The sequence below is a fragment of the Agarivorans sp. OAG1 genome, from assembly GCF_037076485.1.
GTDB classification, from domain to species: domain Bacteria; phylum Pseudomonadota; class Gammaproteobacteria; order Enterobacterales; family Celerinatantimonadaceae; genus Agarivorans; species Agarivorans albus.
This window is the reverse complement of the sequence record NZ_AP028990.1, coordinates 258534-274025: the sequence shown is the minus strand read 5'-3', so window position 1 is coordinate 274025 and position 15492 is coordinate 258534. Positions and strand designations below refer to the sequence as shown.

The 15492-nt window shown below is 44.5% G+C and carries 17 protein-coding genes; 5 read left to right on the top strand and 12 right to left on the bottom strand.

The features are described from left to right. Positions 1–72 precede the first annotated feature (72 nt). Positions 73–897 carry an HDOD domain-containing protein gene (locus OAG1_RS01275; protein WP_016399839.1) on the bottom strand — a complete coding sequence of 275 codons (825 nt, stop codon included), beginning with the start codon at positions 895–897 and terminating at the stop codon, positions 73–75. Between the two features lie 172 nt (positions 898–1069). On the opposite strand from OAG1_RS01275, the gene OAG1_RS01270 reads away from it, so the two are divergent. Beyond that, positions 1070–1282: a hypothetical protein gene (locus tag OAG1_RS01270; RefSeq protein WP_016399840.1), complete on the top strand. Its 213-nt coding sequence runs from the start codon at positions 1070–1072 to the stop codon at positions 1280–1282. Here the strand turns inward: OAG1_RS01270 and OAG1_RS01265 are convergent. Next, positions 1274–1930: a TetR/AcrR family transcriptional regulator gene (locus OAG1_RS01265; RefSeq protein ID WP_016399841.1), complete on the bottom strand. Its 657-nt coding sequence runs from the start codon at positions 1928–1930 to the stop codon at positions 1274–1276. The genes OAG1_RS01270 and OAG1_RS01265 overlap by 9 nt on opposite strands. A 252-nt stretch (positions 1931–2182) precedes the next feature. Here OAG1_RS01265 and argA point away from each other — a divergent pair, with 252 nt between their 5' ends. Continuing rightward, positions 2183–3514, top strand: coding sequence for an amino-acid N-acetyltransferase (gene argA / locus OAG1_RS01260; protein ID WP_016399842.1), 1332 nt, complete (start codon positions 2183–2185; stop codon positions 3512–3514). A 123-nt stretch (positions 3515–3637) separates the two neighbouring features. Here argA and OAG1_RS01255 read toward each other — a convergent pair whose 3' ends face one another. From OAG1_RS01255 to OAG1_RS01230, 6 genes are all read right to left on the bottom strand, one after another. Further along, positions 3638–4657: a porin gene (locus tag OAG1_RS01255; protein ID WP_016399843.1), complete on the bottom strand. Its 1020-nt coding sequence runs from the start codon at positions 4655–4657 to the stop codon at positions 3638–3640. A gap of 211 nt (positions 4658–4868) precedes the next feature. Next, entirely contained in the window at positions 4869–5462 is a 594-nt protein-coding gene (locus tag OAG1_RS01250; protein WP_152783705.1) for a hypothetical protein, read from the bottom strand. A 58-nt stretch (positions 5463–5520) separates the two neighbouring features. Beyond that, positions 5521–5715, bottom strand: coding sequence for a DUF4250 domain-containing protein (locus OAG1_RS01245; protein ID WP_016399845.1), 195 nt, complete (start codon positions 5713–5715; stop codon positions 5521–5523). 165 nt (positions 5716–5880) lie between these two features. Further along, positions 5881–6138, bottom strand: coding sequence for a GrxA family glutaredoxin (locus OAG1_RS01240; protein ID WP_016399846.1), 258 nt, complete (start codon positions 6136–6138; stop codon positions 5881–5883). Positions 6139–6278: 140 nt separating this feature from the next. After that, the gene (locus OAG1_RS01235) at positions 6279–7577 is read right to left on the bottom strand and encodes a condensation domain-containing protein (RefSeq protein WP_338623302.1); all 1299 of its coding nucleotides are present in this window, start codon (positions 7575–7577) and stop codon (positions 6279–6281) included. A gap of 45 nt (positions 7578–7622) precedes the next feature. Then, entirely contained in the window at positions 7623–8822 is a 1200-nt protein-coding gene (locus OAG1_RS01230) for a multidrug effflux MFS transporter (protein WP_338623300.1), read from the bottom strand. Between the two features lie 100 nt (positions 8823–8922). Between OAG1_RS01230 and OAG1_RS01225 the strand changes: the two genes are divergently transcribed. Then, a complete protein-coding gene (locus OAG1_RS01225; protein ID WP_152783711.1) occupies positions 8923–9819 on the top strand; it encodes a LysR family transcriptional regulator in 897 nt (298 codons plus the stop codon). Positions 9820–9857: 38 nt separating this feature from the next. Here the strand turns inward: OAG1_RS01225 and OAG1_RS01220 are convergent, their stop codons facing one another. The 4 genes from OAG1_RS01220 to OAG1_RS01205 all read right to left on the bottom strand — a co-directional run bounded on the left by OAG1_RS01220 (position 9858) and on the right by OAG1_RS01205 (position 12104). Beyond that, positions 9858–10277, bottom strand: a complete 420-nt coding sequence (locus OAG1_RS01220; protein WP_338623297.1) for an Hsp20/alpha crystallin family protein — start codon at positions 10275–10277, stop codon at positions 9858–9860. Between the two features lie 272 nt (positions 10278–10549). Then, a complete protein-coding gene (locus OAG1_RS01215) occupies positions 10550–10675 on the bottom strand; it encodes a hypothetical protein (protein ID WP_016399851.1) in 126 nt (41 codons plus the stop codon). Between the two features lie 521 nt (positions 10676–11196). After that, entirely contained in the window at positions 11197–11358 is a 162-nt protein-coding gene (locus OAG1_RS01210) for a hypothetical protein (protein WP_016399852.1), read from the bottom strand. Positions 11359–11660: 302 nt separating this feature from the next. Then, entirely contained in the window at positions 11661–12104 is a 444-nt protein-coding gene (locus OAG1_RS01205; RefSeq protein WP_338623293.1) for a hypothetical protein, read from the bottom strand. A 412-nt stretch (positions 12105–12516) separates the two neighbouring features. Here OAG1_RS01205 and OAG1_RS01200 point away from each other — a divergent pair, with 412 nt between their 5' ends. Together OAG1_RS01200 and pntB are read left to right on the top strand one after the other, a co-directional pair. Then, positions 12517–14076 (top strand): Re/Si-specific NAD(P)(+) transhydrogenase subunit alpha, encoded by a 1560-nt coding sequence (locus OAG1_RS01200; RefSeq protein ID WP_016399855.1) that lies wholly within the window; start codon positions 12517–12519, stop codon positions 14074–14076. A gap of 14 nt (positions 14077–14090) precedes the next feature. After that, positions 14091–15488 (top strand): Re/Si-specific NAD(P)(+) transhydrogenase subunit beta, encoded by a 1398-nt coding sequence (gene pntB, locus OAG1_RS01195; protein WP_338623290.1) that lies wholly within the window; start codon positions 14091–14093, stop codon positions 15486–15488. Positions 15489–15492 lie beyond the last annotated feature (4 nt).

Sequence of the window (15492 nt, the reverse complement as noted above, 5' to 3'; positions counted from 1 at the left end):
ACTCAAACAAGCCACTCAAACAAAAAAGGGATTAGCTTAGCTAATCCCTTTTTAGTCTAAACAGACTTATGTTTAAGCTACGCTGGTCGCAACCATTTGCTCGCCTTGCTCTACTGCGTCGGCAATAAATTCGGTCACCTTCTGTTTATCAACCCCCACCACTTCGCACAAAGGAGCAGGTAAGTTGTTGGCCACCGTTTCACTACTTAAACCGGCATTAAGCGCATGGTGAGCAAAAATGGCCAAGCGGATTAGTACAGCTGGCTTAGACACTTCTTCAAAATCCATTGGATTAAGCTGCTGCTCAATGGCATCGGTGATTACCGGAGAAAAGTTCCAACGGCGCGCTAGCTCTCCACCAATTTGCGCATAATCTAAACCTAGGGTTTGGCGTTGTGCCGACACCCGCGTTTCCCCGGTTTCTAAGCTCAATTCAATTAAGCCCGCTTCTTCGGGTGTTGCACTGGCTATTAGTAATTCACCAAAGTTGTGTAACATGCCGCAGGTAAACGCCATTTCCGGTTCAATGTCGGTGCTTTTTGCTAAAGCTTGCGCTAACAACGCCACATACATGGCTTGGCTCCAGAACTGCTGTTGGTCGAAGTTTTTGCTTGGCATCATGCCATTTAAACCCGCAGCAACCACCAATGAACGAACCCGCTTTAGACCTAAACGAATAGCCGCAGCTTCAATAGAGTCTATTTGTTTAATGCCGCGAAACGCCGCCGAGTTGGCCATTTTAAGTACGTTGGCACCCAAAGATTGATCAGTAGCGAGCTTTTTACCCAACTGATGTAAATCGACATTCTCATCGTTAATGCTGGTCAGCAATTCCTGCATAATTTGCGGCATCACTGGCAGTTTTTTTACCTGCTGGAAAAAGGCTTCCAGTTCCATGGATTACTCCCTAAAAAAATAATGTGAAGCACTGCATGCTTTCACTTACCAATTGGTCAAAAATTGAGCGCCATTTCACATTGGTGTAACAAGCTGACTTGTTTATCACCAAATTGACCCACACTGAATCTTATATGCAGAATAGTTTGACCTTATAGGCGCGGAAAATACAGTGACGATCGCACAAAATGGCAGGAAAACTTGGCCGAGCTGTAAACCTATTACTCAAGGTTTGTCAGAACAGGTACTAAAAGAATTAATTTTAGGAAACAAAACCTTAGATTACGGTTCGTGGTTACATTGCTTAGGTGCAGAACGCTTGGTTGACGAGCAAGAATACCCCAGTGCCAGCCAAGCGCATATTGTCAGTGACGCCTTAGCGTAAAAACTGCTCCGGTACTTCGCCTAACAACACCATCTCACGCACTTCGTTTAACATCACTTGAAACCAAGTAAATTGATGTTGATGTTCTTCAGCGCTAAAACCGATTGTTCCCGCCATAAAGTTTCGAGTGAAACCATACAAATACAAACAAACACTGGTTAGGGCTTCATCATCCCACTTTGAGCCGTTTTCAATAAACGAGCGTTTACTGTGGAGTATCACAATCTCGCGGTGCCAATACTCTAAGGCTTTAAAATCTTGATCGTGAGTGAACAGTTCATGAAAACTCACCAACATAACATCGGTTTCTGGTAGCTGATTAATCAGAAACTGGGTGCTGTCTTTGTACTCTACGATGTTACCAACAACTTGTTGAAAGTTGTGCTCTGCAACAACCAGCTGGACCTTTTCAAACCAACGCTTAGCGAGGGCAAAAAAGATCGCATCTTTGTTCTTAAAGAAACGGTATAAAGAAGCAATGTCGATCTCGGCATATTGAGCAATAAGGTTGGTATTTACCGACGCCATACCTTGCTCTTTGATAAGAGACAAGGTGCTATCTAGGATGTGCTCCACTAGTCGCCTGGTTCGCTCTTGGCTTGGCTGCTTACGCATCGCCAGATGCTCAGGTACGACATAGTTTTCCATATTCACCCTCTCATTGATAAAAACATCATCTAAATTCCATCAGCTAATCCAGATTAAATGAAGCTTAGCTGAGATAATACAGCAGCTTATACTCCACATAGCTTAACTAAACAACTCTTGCATAAGATAACTGTGTATAAGTTTTGTCATGAAGAAAAACATATTGCTCGACAATGCTAAGGAATATGCAACAATACACAAATATCTGACTCATTAGTCAGATCTAGTAGCTAGTTATTCACGGAGAAGAATTTGGACCGCTCGGCCGAAGATTTAGTCAACTGGTTTCGTCAGTCGGCGCCTTATATTAATGCCCACCGAGGCAAAACCTTTGTTGTAATGCTTAGTGGCGAAGCCAGCAGCAGTGGCAATTTTAGCAACATCATTCAAGATATCGCGCTACTTAAAACCCTTGGGGTGAAAATAGTATTGGTATGCGGCGCTCGACCACAAATCGATGGTCTGATTGCAGCACATCAGCATAGTTGTTTGTTTGCCGGTGAACAACGCATCACCGACGAGCGTAGCCTAAACATCATTAAGCAAGCCGTTGGCCAAATCCAAATGGATATTGAAGCCCAGCTATCTATGGGTTTGGTGAATTCACCTTTGCATCAAGCCCACATTAATGTGGTGCGTGGCAACTTTGTGGTAGCCCAGCCCATTGGCGTAGAAGATGGCATCGACTTTTTGCACACCGGTAAGGTGCGACGCATTAACCATCAAAGTATTAAGCGCCAATTAGATCATGGCGAAATAGTCATGGTGTCGCCTTTGGGTGTTTCTGTAACTGGCGAACTGTTTAATATCTGTTCAGAAGACATTACCACCGAAATCGCAGTTTCTTTAAAAGCGGACAAAGTGATTTATTTCTGTCCCGAGCAAGGCATTCATAACGACAAAGGCCAGCTAGTGAGTGAGCTATTGCCAGACACCGCTAATCAGCTGATGCGCTCTGAGCCCTTTCTGCGAGAAACCGACAAAGACACGCTTCGCTACTTACGCGCGGCTATCCAATGTAGTGATAGAGGCATTGATCGTTGCCACTTAGTGAGCTATCAGCAAGATGGCGCGCTACTGCAAGAGCTCTATACCCGCGATGGCAGTGGAACCCAGCTAGTTCAATACAGTTACGAACGAGTGCGTGAAGCAAGGCTTGATGACATTAATGGCATTATCGAATTAATAAGACCACTAGAAGAAGAAGGCATACTAGTGCGTCGCTCACGCGAATTGCTGGAGATGGAAATTGAACGATTTACCATTGTAGAGCGCGACGGCATGATCATTGGCTGTGCTGCACTTTATGCCTTCGAACAAGAAAACATTGGCGAACTGGCCTGCTTAGTTAGCCACCCGCAATATCGTCAAGCCAGCCGTGGCGACCGCTTATTGCAAGCAATTGTAAAACGCGCTCGACAACAAGGCTTAAGCAAGTTGTTTGTGCTAACCACTAAAAGCATTCATTGGTTTAGAGAGCGCGGCTTTGCACCTGCCGATTTTGAAGATCTTCCTACCGAAAAGCAGGCTATCTACAACCTGCAACGACGCTCTAAGATCTTAATGATGGATATCACTCACTAAGCCTTATTGCTGAGTAGCCAAATACAAAAAACCAGCTCTAGATAGAGCTGGTAAAAAGACAAACATACACAAGATAATAAGGAAACACGCTAAGTAGGCGCTTAGCGTGTTGACTACATTTCCTTAAAAGTCGTAGCGTGCTGCGAAGTGGAATTCGTTTTCAGCGTCGTCGATGTTGTTGATTTGGTAAGCAGCTACAATGCGTAATTGCTTAGTCAGGTCGTAACGACCTTCGATAGTGTAGTAATCAACAGCGTCGTATTTAGCTTGGCCTTCGTTTTCAACTTCAGCTTTGTTCCACATTGCTTGCGCGCGGAAAGCTTTAGTGAACTTGTAACCAGCAACTAACTCGTAACCTGTGTGCTCGTTCTTAGCGTCAGAACCGTGCAATTTAAAGGCTTTGTTATTTTCGCCCATTGAGTAGTTAAGTGCAGCGTAAACACCGTTAGCGTCGTAGTTAACACCAACTAGAGCCATTGTGCTGTCTTTAGCATCGCCATTGTTAGCAATGTTGTAACCTGCACCTAGGCCTAAACCAAAGTCGAAGCCGTAAGCTACAGCGATACCGTAAGCAGAGTTGTCTTGGCTAGCACCAGTAGTCTCGTCTTTTTGGTTATCGTTAAACTTGTAAGAAGCGTGGATGTCGAAGTTGTTGAACTCGCCAGCGTACTTAAGAACGCTGTCTGAACGGCCAATACCTTCTTCACGGCTAGAGCTGATACCAATCGCAGAGTTACCGTAAGGGTTAACGTAGCTTGAATCAGTCCAATCGGCTACTAGCTCTAAAGCACCGTAGTTACGACCGAAAGTTACTTCACCAAAGTCGCCACCGAAGCCAGCGTAAGCTAAACGTGCTTTAGTAGCTGAAGTGTTGTCACCTTCGCCGTTGTTTTCCATTTGTAGCTCGTAGCGACCAAGAGCGTAGCTTGATTCACCAAACTGAGATTTAACTTTAGCGCCAAAACGAACATATTGGTCAGCACCAAAGTTGTCAGATTTACCAGCATCGTCACCAGCAGTGTAACCAGCGTATACACGGCCATATAGATCAACAGCGTGTTTTTCATCTTCGTAAACTTTAGCAGCGTTAGCTGAACCAGAAGCAGCGGCAACCGCCAGAGCGATAATAGTAAGCTTTTTCATTTTAATCCCTAAAAAAGTGTGAAGTACATCAAGTAAAAGTTGAACAAATCTTAGGGTTGAAAAATGACAGCTAGGTGACTGAAGTATTAAAGATTAATGACAGCGGAACTTTATTGAATAGTTTGTAAGAGTTTATTTTTTAAGCAGTTTATTTAGTAAGTGCTGATATTTTTCAGCACTTACCAGAAGATTATGTCGTTGGCGGGTGAGCTTAAAATCGGTAGTTCAGCCCCAAATTTAAGCCTAATTGGGACCAATAACTGCCCACAAAAGTAACTTGGCAACCAGGGCCACACTCTATCCTGGTACCTTCGTTTACAAAGGTGCCATATAGACGGCCTTCTAGTTTTAAATCGAGGTTTTCAGTGAGGTGATAAAAGTAACCGCCACCTAAGCTAATAGAAAAGCGTTGGGTATCACTACCTGGGCTGGCAGCAAAATGGGTAACACCAGCGCCACCGCTGGCAAAGGTTTCAAAGTTTTCATATTGCCATCGGCGAGATGCGGTTAAATGAGCATATACTACGTCTACATCGGTAGTGGCCGAATCGTCCATCTCGGTGTTTTGCCAAGACACCAACGCTCCCACGTAGTTTTCGTAAGTCTCACGTTTGCGGTTTTCGCCACGACTAGTAGCAAAATCAAAGGCGGCCATATAAGAAGGAGCCGAACGAACCGAATAGGTCTGTTCAGTGTCCAAGTCGGTCATTTCGCCGCCAAAGGTATAGCCAGCACCAATGCTTACATCCGCGAGTGCGGGCAGCGAAACACAGCACGCCAATAATAATCCTATTTTTCTTAGCATCGGTCACCTCCTGTTAGACACATCAACAGTGTCTAACATTCAGTAACTTAAGCCAAGTTTAAATCGCTTTAAATTGATTAGTTATCACATCGTAATGGTAACCAATGGTTTCTAACCGGCGCGCTAAGGAGCGCTCTTCAAAACCAAAGGTTAAGGCTAGGTCTTCTAGGCTATTACACTCTAAGCGCAGTTTCTCATTCACAATACCTAATAAGATGTTGGCTTCGAGGTTCAACATATAGCTCGCATCCATAATCAACTCCTCATCTATTGGCTACATCGAGTTAATTTGAGCTTAGTTAAACAATCCTCACTTTTGTAGCTAAGCGCTAGCAACAATGCTGTATTTTTTTGTTTACTTAAATAGTGGGCAACAAAAAGCCCGGCGAGTGCCGGGCTTTAATGGGGTAATCTTGTATTAGATATCAAACTGTTCACGCATTAATGCTTCATACTCGGTACATCCGCCAACGTGTTTCTCGTCAACAAAAATCTGCGGTACAGTTTCAACCGGCTTACCTACAGTTTTTTCAAGATCGGCTTTTGAGATGCCTTCAGCATGAATATCAACATAACGATAGTTATAGTCTTCGTGTGCTTCGCTTAATTGCTCGGCGATCTGCTTGGCGCGAACACAATAAGGGCAACCAGGACGACCAAAAATTACTGCAAACATCTTAAACTCCAAAACCAATGTGAATTAGCCCTACTATAGCGGCTAGCTACTAAATAAAAAAATCGAATATTTCACTGTTAGCGATAGGTGCTAGCTATCAAATCTTATAGACCTCGTCTGTTAGCGTTATCTTTCATCGCTCAACGTTCTTCAATTAAGCCTAACAAACCTTGTTTAAGCAAACTGCTAAAGTCGTTACGCATTGCTTGATCAACCATCGGTTCTACACAATTAATCGTAAGGCTTAATGCGCCAGCGACACTTTGCGCGCCAAGCCAAAATATGGCCCCTACCAAATGCTGAGCGGCAGTAAAATAGTATTGCTGGGGAACTAAACCAGAATCTTCCAAAGAGTCAAACACCGGCTCTAAAGGCCCAAGATTAGATAGGTGTAAACAATTGAATCTGCCTGCTACTTGCTGCATTTCATCATCGGCACGGCGTGGTGCCTGCGCCTCCCACCAATTGTCGTTACACGACACCAAGTGCAGACCAGAGTCGACTATCTCTTTATAGGCCTGTTTAATTTTCTGAGCGCGTTGCCAAAAGCCTTGCGATGAATCGCTAGCCACTTCAAACGAGAACATAGAAACATAACAAGCTAGTTCTTGCTGATTTACCGGTGGTTCAACTATTGGTCGAACATTGGCATTACCGCCAGCACTTACTTTACTCACTGGTGAGCGAGCAATCTTTGCGGCTACTTCAATCGCTGCGCAATAAAGAGTAATAGTTAGGCTCACTTGATGTTTACGGCTTATCGCTAATAAACGCTGAGATTGTTGCTGGCTAAAATTCAACAGCTCCAGTTTATTCTGTTGGTTTTGCCTTAAACCAGCTTGGTTTAGCCATACTCCTGCTTGAGCCGGACTAATAGGAGTGGCAAAAGGGTTATCGTCAGGCGAGTACTCATCCATGGCCAAGGCTTGGTGAACGCCAGCGCGAATACTTAAGCGCTGAATATCTGGCACTTTTTGTTGAGCCACTTGCTGGTGCCGCTCTAACCACTCAGCTAACAAAGAAGCCGCCGACAAGCCATCACAAATACTGTGATGCATGCTAATCACCAGAGCCGATTGCTGCTGACCTAACAAAACCGATACCCGCCAAAGCGGGCCGCCAACGTTAAGCGGGGTATTAGTTTGTTGCTGCATGGTGTCACGCAGTGCTTGGGAAAATGGCAGCTTGCTTTCATCAATTTCTGCCACTTCAAGTTCTGGCTGGCTAGAACACTCTTGCCACTGCCATTGCTGCGCCACTTGTTTTAAACACAGTGACAAAAACGGGTGGCGAAGTTGCAATAACTGATGGATTCGCGGAATAAAGTGAGCGTTTATCTTACCTGTCACTGTCACCGCATTCACCACCAACATGGCACCCGTGCTGGTCAATTCGGCAAACAAAGACTCGGTTTTTCCCAATTGGCGAATCGTCATCATAACCCCCTAAAGCAAGTAAACTGCAGATAACTCAATAAGCAGTAATCATTGCATAGTTGGCGCTTTCACTTTCACTATCTGGATCACCATGTTGAGTATTAAGGCTAAAGCCATCACGCTAAATATGATCGCCATCGCACTTGGGCTCGGCATAAAGGCGGTGGTTAAGCCACCAACGGCTAAGGCGGTAAGGGTCATCTGCGTTGTGCCACTTAGGGCAGACACCGTGCCAGCTTGCCCCGAAAAGTGGCCAAACAAACCAGATTGAGAAATAGGATAAATAGCCCCTACGCTAATGCTGATCAAACTCATCGCTACAATCACCCAAATTAACGTGCTTGAATGAGTGAGCAATATAAACGCTGCGATAAAAGGCAGCAGCGAGGCTAACAGCAAAATGTGTTGCTCTGGCCAGCGACCGTTAAAGCGGCGAGTAAAAGCGCTGCCCAAAGCCAAACCTGCAGCCGGGATTATCATAACTAAACCAAAATCATCAGCCGACAAACCAAAGCCATGCTGCAATACAAAAGGCGCGCTACTAATCATGTACATCAAGCCAATGCTGGCAATCCAAGCAAAGCTAGAGTAATGAATAAAGTGGCGATCGAAGGCCAAGCTTAAATAGTCGTTTGCCACACGGTTCAAGTTTAGCGGCGGGCCAACTTCTGTTTGGGTTTCTGGCAATAGCTTGGCAGCAATAATCAGTAAACTCGCGCCAGCAATACCTATGATCACAAATAGATAGTGCCAGCCCCAGTAAGCCGTCACTATGCCACCAATAACCGGACCTAAAACGGGAATAACCGACGCAGCCATACCCAACCAAGCAAAACCATGTTTTAACTCTTTACCGCGATAACTGTCACTAATTAAGCAGCGGGCCAGTATTTGGTTACTGCCTGCGCCTAAACCTTGAATTAATACGCCGGCTAATAACAAATCAAGATGATTAAAACCCAAAAACGTGAGTAGGTTACCCAGCAGGAAAACTGCCTGCCCCATCCAAAATACCCGTCGCCTGCCATAACTATCGGCTAGCGGTCCATAAAATAATTGGGATATGCCCAAGCCCAAAATAAACACCACAATAAGGCGCTGCACTAAGTGCTCTTCTACCGCAAAATGCGTGGCCATTTCTGGTAAGGCAGGCGCCAGCAACCCATTGGTTAATTGGGAACAAGCAATAAAGGCAATAGAAAAAAACAGCGGGACTCGCGAATAGCTCACTAATAAACTCCAATACATCAGCGTTCTTCATTGTAAAACAAAGCCAAAAGCGGATAATCATTCATCAAAGACATGATTTATTTCCCAGCAGGAAACAATTAATCAAAAGAGGCCGAATATGGATTGGTTGAACGCGGTGCAAACTTACGTAGCAGTGGTAGAAAGCAGCAGCTTTGTGCAAGCTGCGCAGCAACTTAACATTACTACCTCAGCCTGTAGCAAACGCATCTCTTGGTTAGAGTCTCAATTGCATTGCCAATTGTTATTACGTACGACTCGCAGGGTGCGCACCACAGAGCAAGGCCAGCAGTTTTATTTGCAAAGTTGCGATTGGTTAAGCCAGTTCAATAATATGCGCCAACAACTTGGCCCCTCTAGTCTTGGCTTAACTGGCAGCCTCACGATTGGCGCTCCTGCGGTGTCCGGCAGTTTATTTGTGACGCCCTTAATTGCTTCTTTTTTGCCAAAGCATCCGCACCTTAATATTGAGTTATTGGAAGTAGAGCCAGGGGAAATTCCAGATTTATCACTCGACATTGTAGTAACGCGCCAGCTAGACAATTTTGATAGCACTAGCTATCGCATGCTGCATCTATTTAATTACGCGGTAAAGTGTTTTGCCAGCCCCACATTTTTAGCCGGCTGCGGCCCGATACAAAGTGCAAAGCAACTGCAAGCTCTGCCGCTATTGTTGGTGCAAGGACAAATCAAAGCAGGTGGTGTAAAACTAAATGAAGGCACTGTGCTTAACCAAGCTTGTCGCTTTGTTACTCACGACCCTATGGCAGCCATTCAAGCAGCTGTTCACCATATGGGCGTAGTATTAGTATCAGAAGATCTGGTACAACAACATCTATTAGACGGGAAGTTAGTTGAAGTGCTACCCGGCTTATTGTCTGAGCAACGCAGCGTATGCGCCTATTATCCAGCTCAGCGTTTCGAAAACCCCAATATAAGCGCCTTTTTACAGCACTTACGTGAACAAAGCCAAGCCGCCAGCAATAACCATCAATAACTGGCAGCTTGTGTTACTTAGCCAAGGCGGTACTCCGCTTAACCAATTTCTATTTGCTGCTTTTCACTCACCTTAGCAACAGCTTTGGGCGCTTTAAGCATTAACAGGCCGTTGACTAATTCAGCACTAATATCCTCAGCTTGAATGGCTTTACCAACATTAATGTTTCTGCGGAAAAAACCACTACGGCGTTCTTTACGCAGTACACTGTCACCCTGCTGTTGATGTTGCTGCTCAATTTTGGCTTGAATGCTCAACACACCATCGTGTAGCTGCACATCAATATCTTCCTTAGCCACACCAGGCAACTCGGCAACAAATAAGTAGCTATCTTCTTTGTCAATGATATCGACACGCGGTTGGAAAAAACCATCATCACGCATGGTAAATTGTGGGCTAAAAAGCTGCTCCCACAAATGGTCTTCTCCAAACCAATGATCTCTAGGTAACATGTTCATAATAAGCTCCTTAGTTAGAACCAACACTAAACAACAGCTTACTCAATTTAATTTTAGTAGAGACAAACTGGCCTAACAGGAAGTTGAGGCCAAAATAACCAGCGAGTTTGACCTAAAGCAAACTCATCGATAACTATTATTTTGAGGCTAAGAAAAGGTACAAATTATGCGGTAGCTGACGGGCATAAAAAAACCGCTAGCCAAAGCTAGCGGTTTAGGATGTAACAAGCGTTAGTTCGAGTCACGAGTTAAAAAGGCAACTACGGGGTAGTTTACTCGGCCGCTTCAACATCTGATTCGCATTCTTTTGCTTCAATATCTTCACTGATTGGAAGGCGCACAAAAAAACCTTTACCAGTTGCAAAACAACGCATCGTTTGTTGTTGGTCTTGTTCCATTTAGATAAATCTCCTAAGTTGTTGCAAGGGTGAAAAAGTTAAATGTTATGTTTAATTTCTCGTTATATTTTGCTTATTGCCACTTGCGTAAGTAAGGCTAGCTAGTGAATAAAAATTGCACAAGAAATAATCAGTAAAAATTCCATTTAGCCAAACATTTCTTGATCTAGCTCAGTCTTGCGGGAGGTAATCTATAGGCTTTTGCTAGAAATGTGAAGTACTAATTTACCACTTTGGGGATGCAAGCCAAATCCACAAAAAATAATATCCATAAAAAACAACAACTTAAAAATAAGGCAAAATATAAGAAAATATTACTTATAGCTTTTTGGCATGTAGAAAATGTGTTTTATATCTGTTTGGCTATATTCGGGTTAAGCCGAGAAAATAACAATAGATGAATCAGTTACTTACACCGAGCTATCATTCAAATAAAGCCTAGTGAATAATTATTCAAAATAATAACTAATGACATAAAAGACAGTTGCAAAACTAGAGCGCAGGCCGCTCACAGGCTAGGCTTAGCGCTTTTTGATTTTTACGAAATCGAAGAAAAGCCATAATGCAATAATGGTTGCCGACACCACCACGCCATATTCTAGATAAAGGTGGATATAACCGAGAAAAAAGCTTACTGCGGGTAAAACTAATACAAGCATTAAGGCCAACAACAAATAGCCCAAGATAGTCTCCTCTTTTTTATTAGATTATATCCTGAGAAATTCCCGCCAAGCTACTGCAAAATAGGTAATTTAGAGCGATTTCACTGAGATGTTAACTAGGGCAAGAAATAGCAAAATAAAAACGTAATTCGGTAATGCAAAAACCTTTACCGAATAAAGTAGATAAGCATACTAGATAATTTTTTGGCGCTGATGGTAGCCACTGCGAAAGTAGCGCTATTACACGGCAAATGGTGGAACAAACCAGAATATCAATCACCAAATATACAAGAGCTTATTGGCATCCTCTGCTCAGCGCAGGGTTATTCAAAGTAAGATTTAAGTTGCAGCTGTACGTGGCCATCTTTCCATACTGTGGTGTCGATTTGCGTTTTGCAAATTGCACACAGCGTTTTGTTCGACAAGGTTAAGTGCCCCGACAAACGGTTACCTTTAGCACGAAACAACAAATTATTCTGCGCTTGCCAGCGCACTCCACCACGCCAATTAGCACGCCATTGCGGCACTTGCTGGTAACGTAAAAACTCAGATTGCTCAGTAATATTAGTAGGAAGCTGATTACTGCTAGCGCTGCCAGCACTAAAATTCTGTTCTTGTAACCAGTTAATATCATTGAATAAATCACTAGCAGCTTGAGGTTGTTCGAGCTCGTTCTCAACACTAAAGTCGAGCGCCAGTTTAGGCTTTGCCTGAACCATGTTTGCCCACACCAATACTGCAATCATTAACGATAATGCAATACCCATAACAACCTCCAACGCACCGTTAGTTTAGTTAACTACTTCCTCTTATGGTTTGGTTTACATCTCGCACCTTGCCAAGCTTGGTAAGGTGCTTTTATTAAAGAGTAGTAGACGCAATGGGTTCTTGCTATTTCCATGCCACTACTAAGCTTTTACACAGGTGCGCGTTACATTCTGCTAACTTTATTCAACCTAGGCATAACCTATCACACCGATAAACTTTACAAATTGGTTTGACCAATGGAAATAAGCGATACTTTTGTGCGAAGTTACTTGACTGTTAGGCCGTAGTTTTCTTTCATACACACCAAATGCGAAAAATTAGCTAACATGCAGTAGCTAACAAACATTTAATATGCAGCGACGTGTTGCCAACACAGCAACTCAACATAACAACCATTAGCAGGAACACACTATGCAAATCGGAATACCTAAGGAGATCTTCGACCAGGAGAGCCGGGTAGCCGCCACCCCAAAAACCGTAGAGCAGTTGCTTAAACTAGGCTTCTCTGTGGCAGTGGAAAGCGGTGCAGGAACAGCAGCCAGCTTTAATGATGATGCTTATAGCGAAGCAGGCGCAGAAATTGTAAGCAAAGAGCAAGCATTTCAAGCTGACCTCATCTTTAAGGTTAACGCTCCACTAGACGGAAGCGACAACACCACCGACGAACTTTCTCTTATAAAGGAAGGCGCAACGGTAGCCAGTTTTGCATGGCCTGCACAAAATCCAGAATTGCTTGAAAAATTTAAAGCAGCCAAGGTTAACTTATTAGCCATGGACATGGTGCCACGGATTTCTCGTGCTCAATCATTGGATGCACGTAGCTCGCTAGCCAACGTAGACGGTTACCGCGCAGTGGTAGAAGCAGCTAACCACTTCGGCCGCTTCTTTACCGGTCAAATTACAGCTGCGGGTAAAGTACCACCCGCTAAAGTATTAGTAATTGGTGCAGGTGTCGCCGGTTTGGCTGCCATTGGTACCGCTGGTAGCTTGGGCGCTATTGTGCGCGCCTTTGATACTCGCCCAGAAGTAAAAGAGCAAATTAACTCTATGGGCGCCGAGTTCCTAGAGCTTGATTACGAAGAAGAAGATACTGGCAGCGGTGACGGCTACGCAAAAGAAATGAGCGCAGCCTTTATTGAAGCCGAAATGGCCTTGTTTCGCGAACAAGCCAAAGATGTAGACATCATTATTACCACCGCATTAATTCCAGGCCGCCCAGCACCTAAGCTGATTTTGGCCGACATGGTTGAATTAATGAAGCCAGGTAGCGTAATTGTTGATTTAGCAGCAGCCACTGGCGGTAACTGTGAGTTAACCGAGCCTGGCGAAATTGCCGTTAAGCACGATGTAACCATTGTCGGCTTAACCGATATTTCTCGCCGTTTACCTGCTCAAGCTAGCCAACTTTACGGCACCAACTTAGTAAACCTACTTAAGTTACTTAGCCCAGAGAAAAATGGCGAAATCAACATCGACTTCGAAGACGAAGTTTTACGTGGCGTAGCCTCGGTTAAAGATGGCGAAATCACTTTCCCACCGCCAGCAATTCAAGTAAGTGCTCAGCCTCAAGCCGAAGCACCTGCTGCAGAGCCGGCGCCAGTGGAAGAAGAAAAACCAAGCAAGCCTTGGCTAAAACCAGTGCTAGCAGCAGCCGGCGCAGCCGCTTTTGCTTGGGTAGCCGACGCAGCACCAGCAGACTTTGTACAGCACTTCACTGTGTTCTTGCTGGCTTGTGTAGTGGGTTACTACGTAGTTTGGAACGTAACACATGCCTTGCACACTCCATTAATGAGTGTAACCAACGCCATTAGCGGCATTATTATTGTGGGCGCCTTAGTGCAGATGAAAGCCGACACCTCCTGGGTAGTACTACTGCTCTCGGGGATCGCCGTGCTTATCGCCACCATTAATATTGCCGGTGGTTTTACTGTGACTCAGCGGATGCTGAAAATGTTCCGTAAAGACGACTAAGGAGAAATAGTCACATGTCTCAAGGTATAGTTTCTGCAGCGTATTTAATCGCTGCCCTATTGTTTATCTTCAGCCTAGCCGGCCTAAGTAAACAAGAAACCGCTCAGCGCGGTAACATCTTTGGCATCATCGGTATGGTTATCGCCGTACTGGCCACATTAGCTAGCACCCAAGTAACCGGTGGTAGCTGGATTATTACCCTAGCCATGGGTATTGGTGCCGCTATTGGTATCCGTTTAGCACTTAAAGTTGAAATGACCGAAATGCCAGAGCTGGTTGCTATTTTGCACAGTTTTGTAGGTATGGCTGCAGTATTGGTTGGTTTCTCAAGTGCTATCGACCACGGCTCGTTAATTGATTCAGTTACTGGCTTAATTGACCCAGTAGCAAAATCTATTCACGACGTAGAAGTATTCCTCGGTATCTTTATTGGTGCAGTAACCTTCACCGGTTCGGTAGTCGCCTTTGGTAAACTTCGCGGCCTTATTAGCAGTGCCCCTAAAGCCCTACCAGGCGCTCACTGGTTAAACTTAGGCATGATTGTAGTATCAATCTACCTAGGCAGTGTATTCATGGACAGCGGCTCTATGTGGCCACTGGTTATCATGACCTTTATCGCCTTTGTATTTGGTTACAACCTAGTATCTGCAATCGGCGGCGCCGATATGCCAGTAGTTGTATCTATGCTTAACTCATACTCAGGTTGGGCAGCAGCAGCGGCAGGTTTCATGCTAGGCAACGACTTGCTAATTGTAACCGGTGCACTAGTAGGTAGCTCGGGTGCGATTCTGTCTTACATCATGTGTAAAGCAATGAACCGCTCGTTCATCAGCGTAATTTTAGGTGGTTTTGGTAGCGAAGGTGGCACGGTAGCTACCGACGTAGACCAAGGTGAACACACCGAAGTACAGGCTGAAGAAGTCGCCGAGATGCTAAAAGATGCAAACGAAGTAATTATCGCACCTGGTTACGGCATGGCAGTTGCGCAAGCCCAGTACCCAGTAGCCGAAATTACCAAAAAGCTGCGTGATAAAGGCGTGAACGTACGCTTTGCTATTCACCCAGTAGCTGGTCGTTTGCCTGGTCACATGAACGTATTGTTAGCCGAAGCCAAAGTACCTTACGACATCGTAATGGAAATGGACGAAATTAACGAAGACTTCGCCTCTACCGACGTAGTATTAGTAATTGGTGCCAACGACACGGTTAACCCTGCAGCCAAAGAGCCTGGCAGCCCAATTGCTGGTATGCCAGTGCTTGAAGTATGGGATGCGAAGAAGGTAGTAGTATTTAAACGTTCAATGGCGACTGGTTATGCTGGTGTTCAAAACCCATTGTTCTTTAAAGAGAATACAGACATGTTGTTTGGTGATGCTAAAGAAACGGTTCAGAAGATCCTTTCTCATATCTAAGCAA

Bases quoted from the DNA above. Each gene is read 5' to 3' on its own strand.
- OAG1_RS01230 (WP_338623300.1), bottom strand. From the start codon at position 8,822: ATGTATTGGAGTTTATTAGTGAGCTATTCGCGAGTCCCGCTGTTTTTT.
- OAG1_RS01240 (WP_016399846.1), bottom strand. From the start codon at position 6,138: ATGTTTGCAGTAATTTTTGGTCGTCCTGGTTGCCCTTATTGTGTTCGC.
- OAG1_RS01245 (WP_016399845.1), bottom strand. From the start codon at position 5,715: ATGGATGCGAGCTATATGTTGAACCTCGAAGCCAACATCTTATTAGGT.
- pntB (WP_338623290.1), top strand. From the start codon at position 14,091: ATGTCTCAAGGTATAGTTTCTGCAGCGTATTTAATCGCTGCCCTATTG.
- OAG1_RS01250 (WP_152783705.1), bottom strand. From the start codon at position 5,462: ATGCTAAGAAAAATAGGATTATTATTGGCGTGCTGTGTTTCGCTGCCC.
- OAG1_RS01255 (WP_016399843.1), bottom strand. From the start codon at position 4,657: ATGAAAAAGCTTACTATTATCGCTCTGGCGGTTGCCGCTGCTTCTGGT.
- OAG1_RS01235 (WP_338623302.1), bottom strand. From the start codon at position 7,577: ATGATGACGATTCGCCAATTGGGAAAAACCGAGTCTTTGTTTGCCGAA.
- OAG1_RS01220 (WP_338623297.1), bottom strand. From the start codon at position 10,277: ATGAACATGTTACCTAGAGATCATTGGTTTGGAGAAGACCATTTGTGG.
- OAG1_RS01205 (WP_338623293.1), bottom strand. From the start codon at position 12,104: ATGGGTATTGCATTATCGTTAATGATTGCAGTATTGGTGTGGGCAAAC.
- OAG1_RS01215 (WP_016399851.1), bottom strand. From the start codon at position 10,675: ATGGAACAAGACCAACAACAAACGATGCGTTGTTTTGCAACTGGTAAA.
- OAG1_RS01225 (WP_152783711.1), top strand. From the start codon at position 8,923: ATGGATTGGTTGAACGCGGTGCAAACTTACGTAGCAGTGGTAGAAAGC.
- OAG1_RS01275 (WP_016399839.1), bottom strand. From the start codon at position 897: ATGGAACTGGAAGCCTTTTTCCAGCAGGTAAAAAAACTGCCAGTGATG.
- OAG1_RS01265 (WP_016399841.1), bottom strand. From the start codon at position 1,930: ATGGAAAACTATGTCGTACCTGAGCATCTGGCGATGCGTAAGCAGCCA.
- OAG1_RS01200 (WP_016399855.1), top strand. From the start codon at position 12,517: ATGCAAATCGGAATACCTAAGGAGATCTTCGACCAGGAGAGCCGGGTA.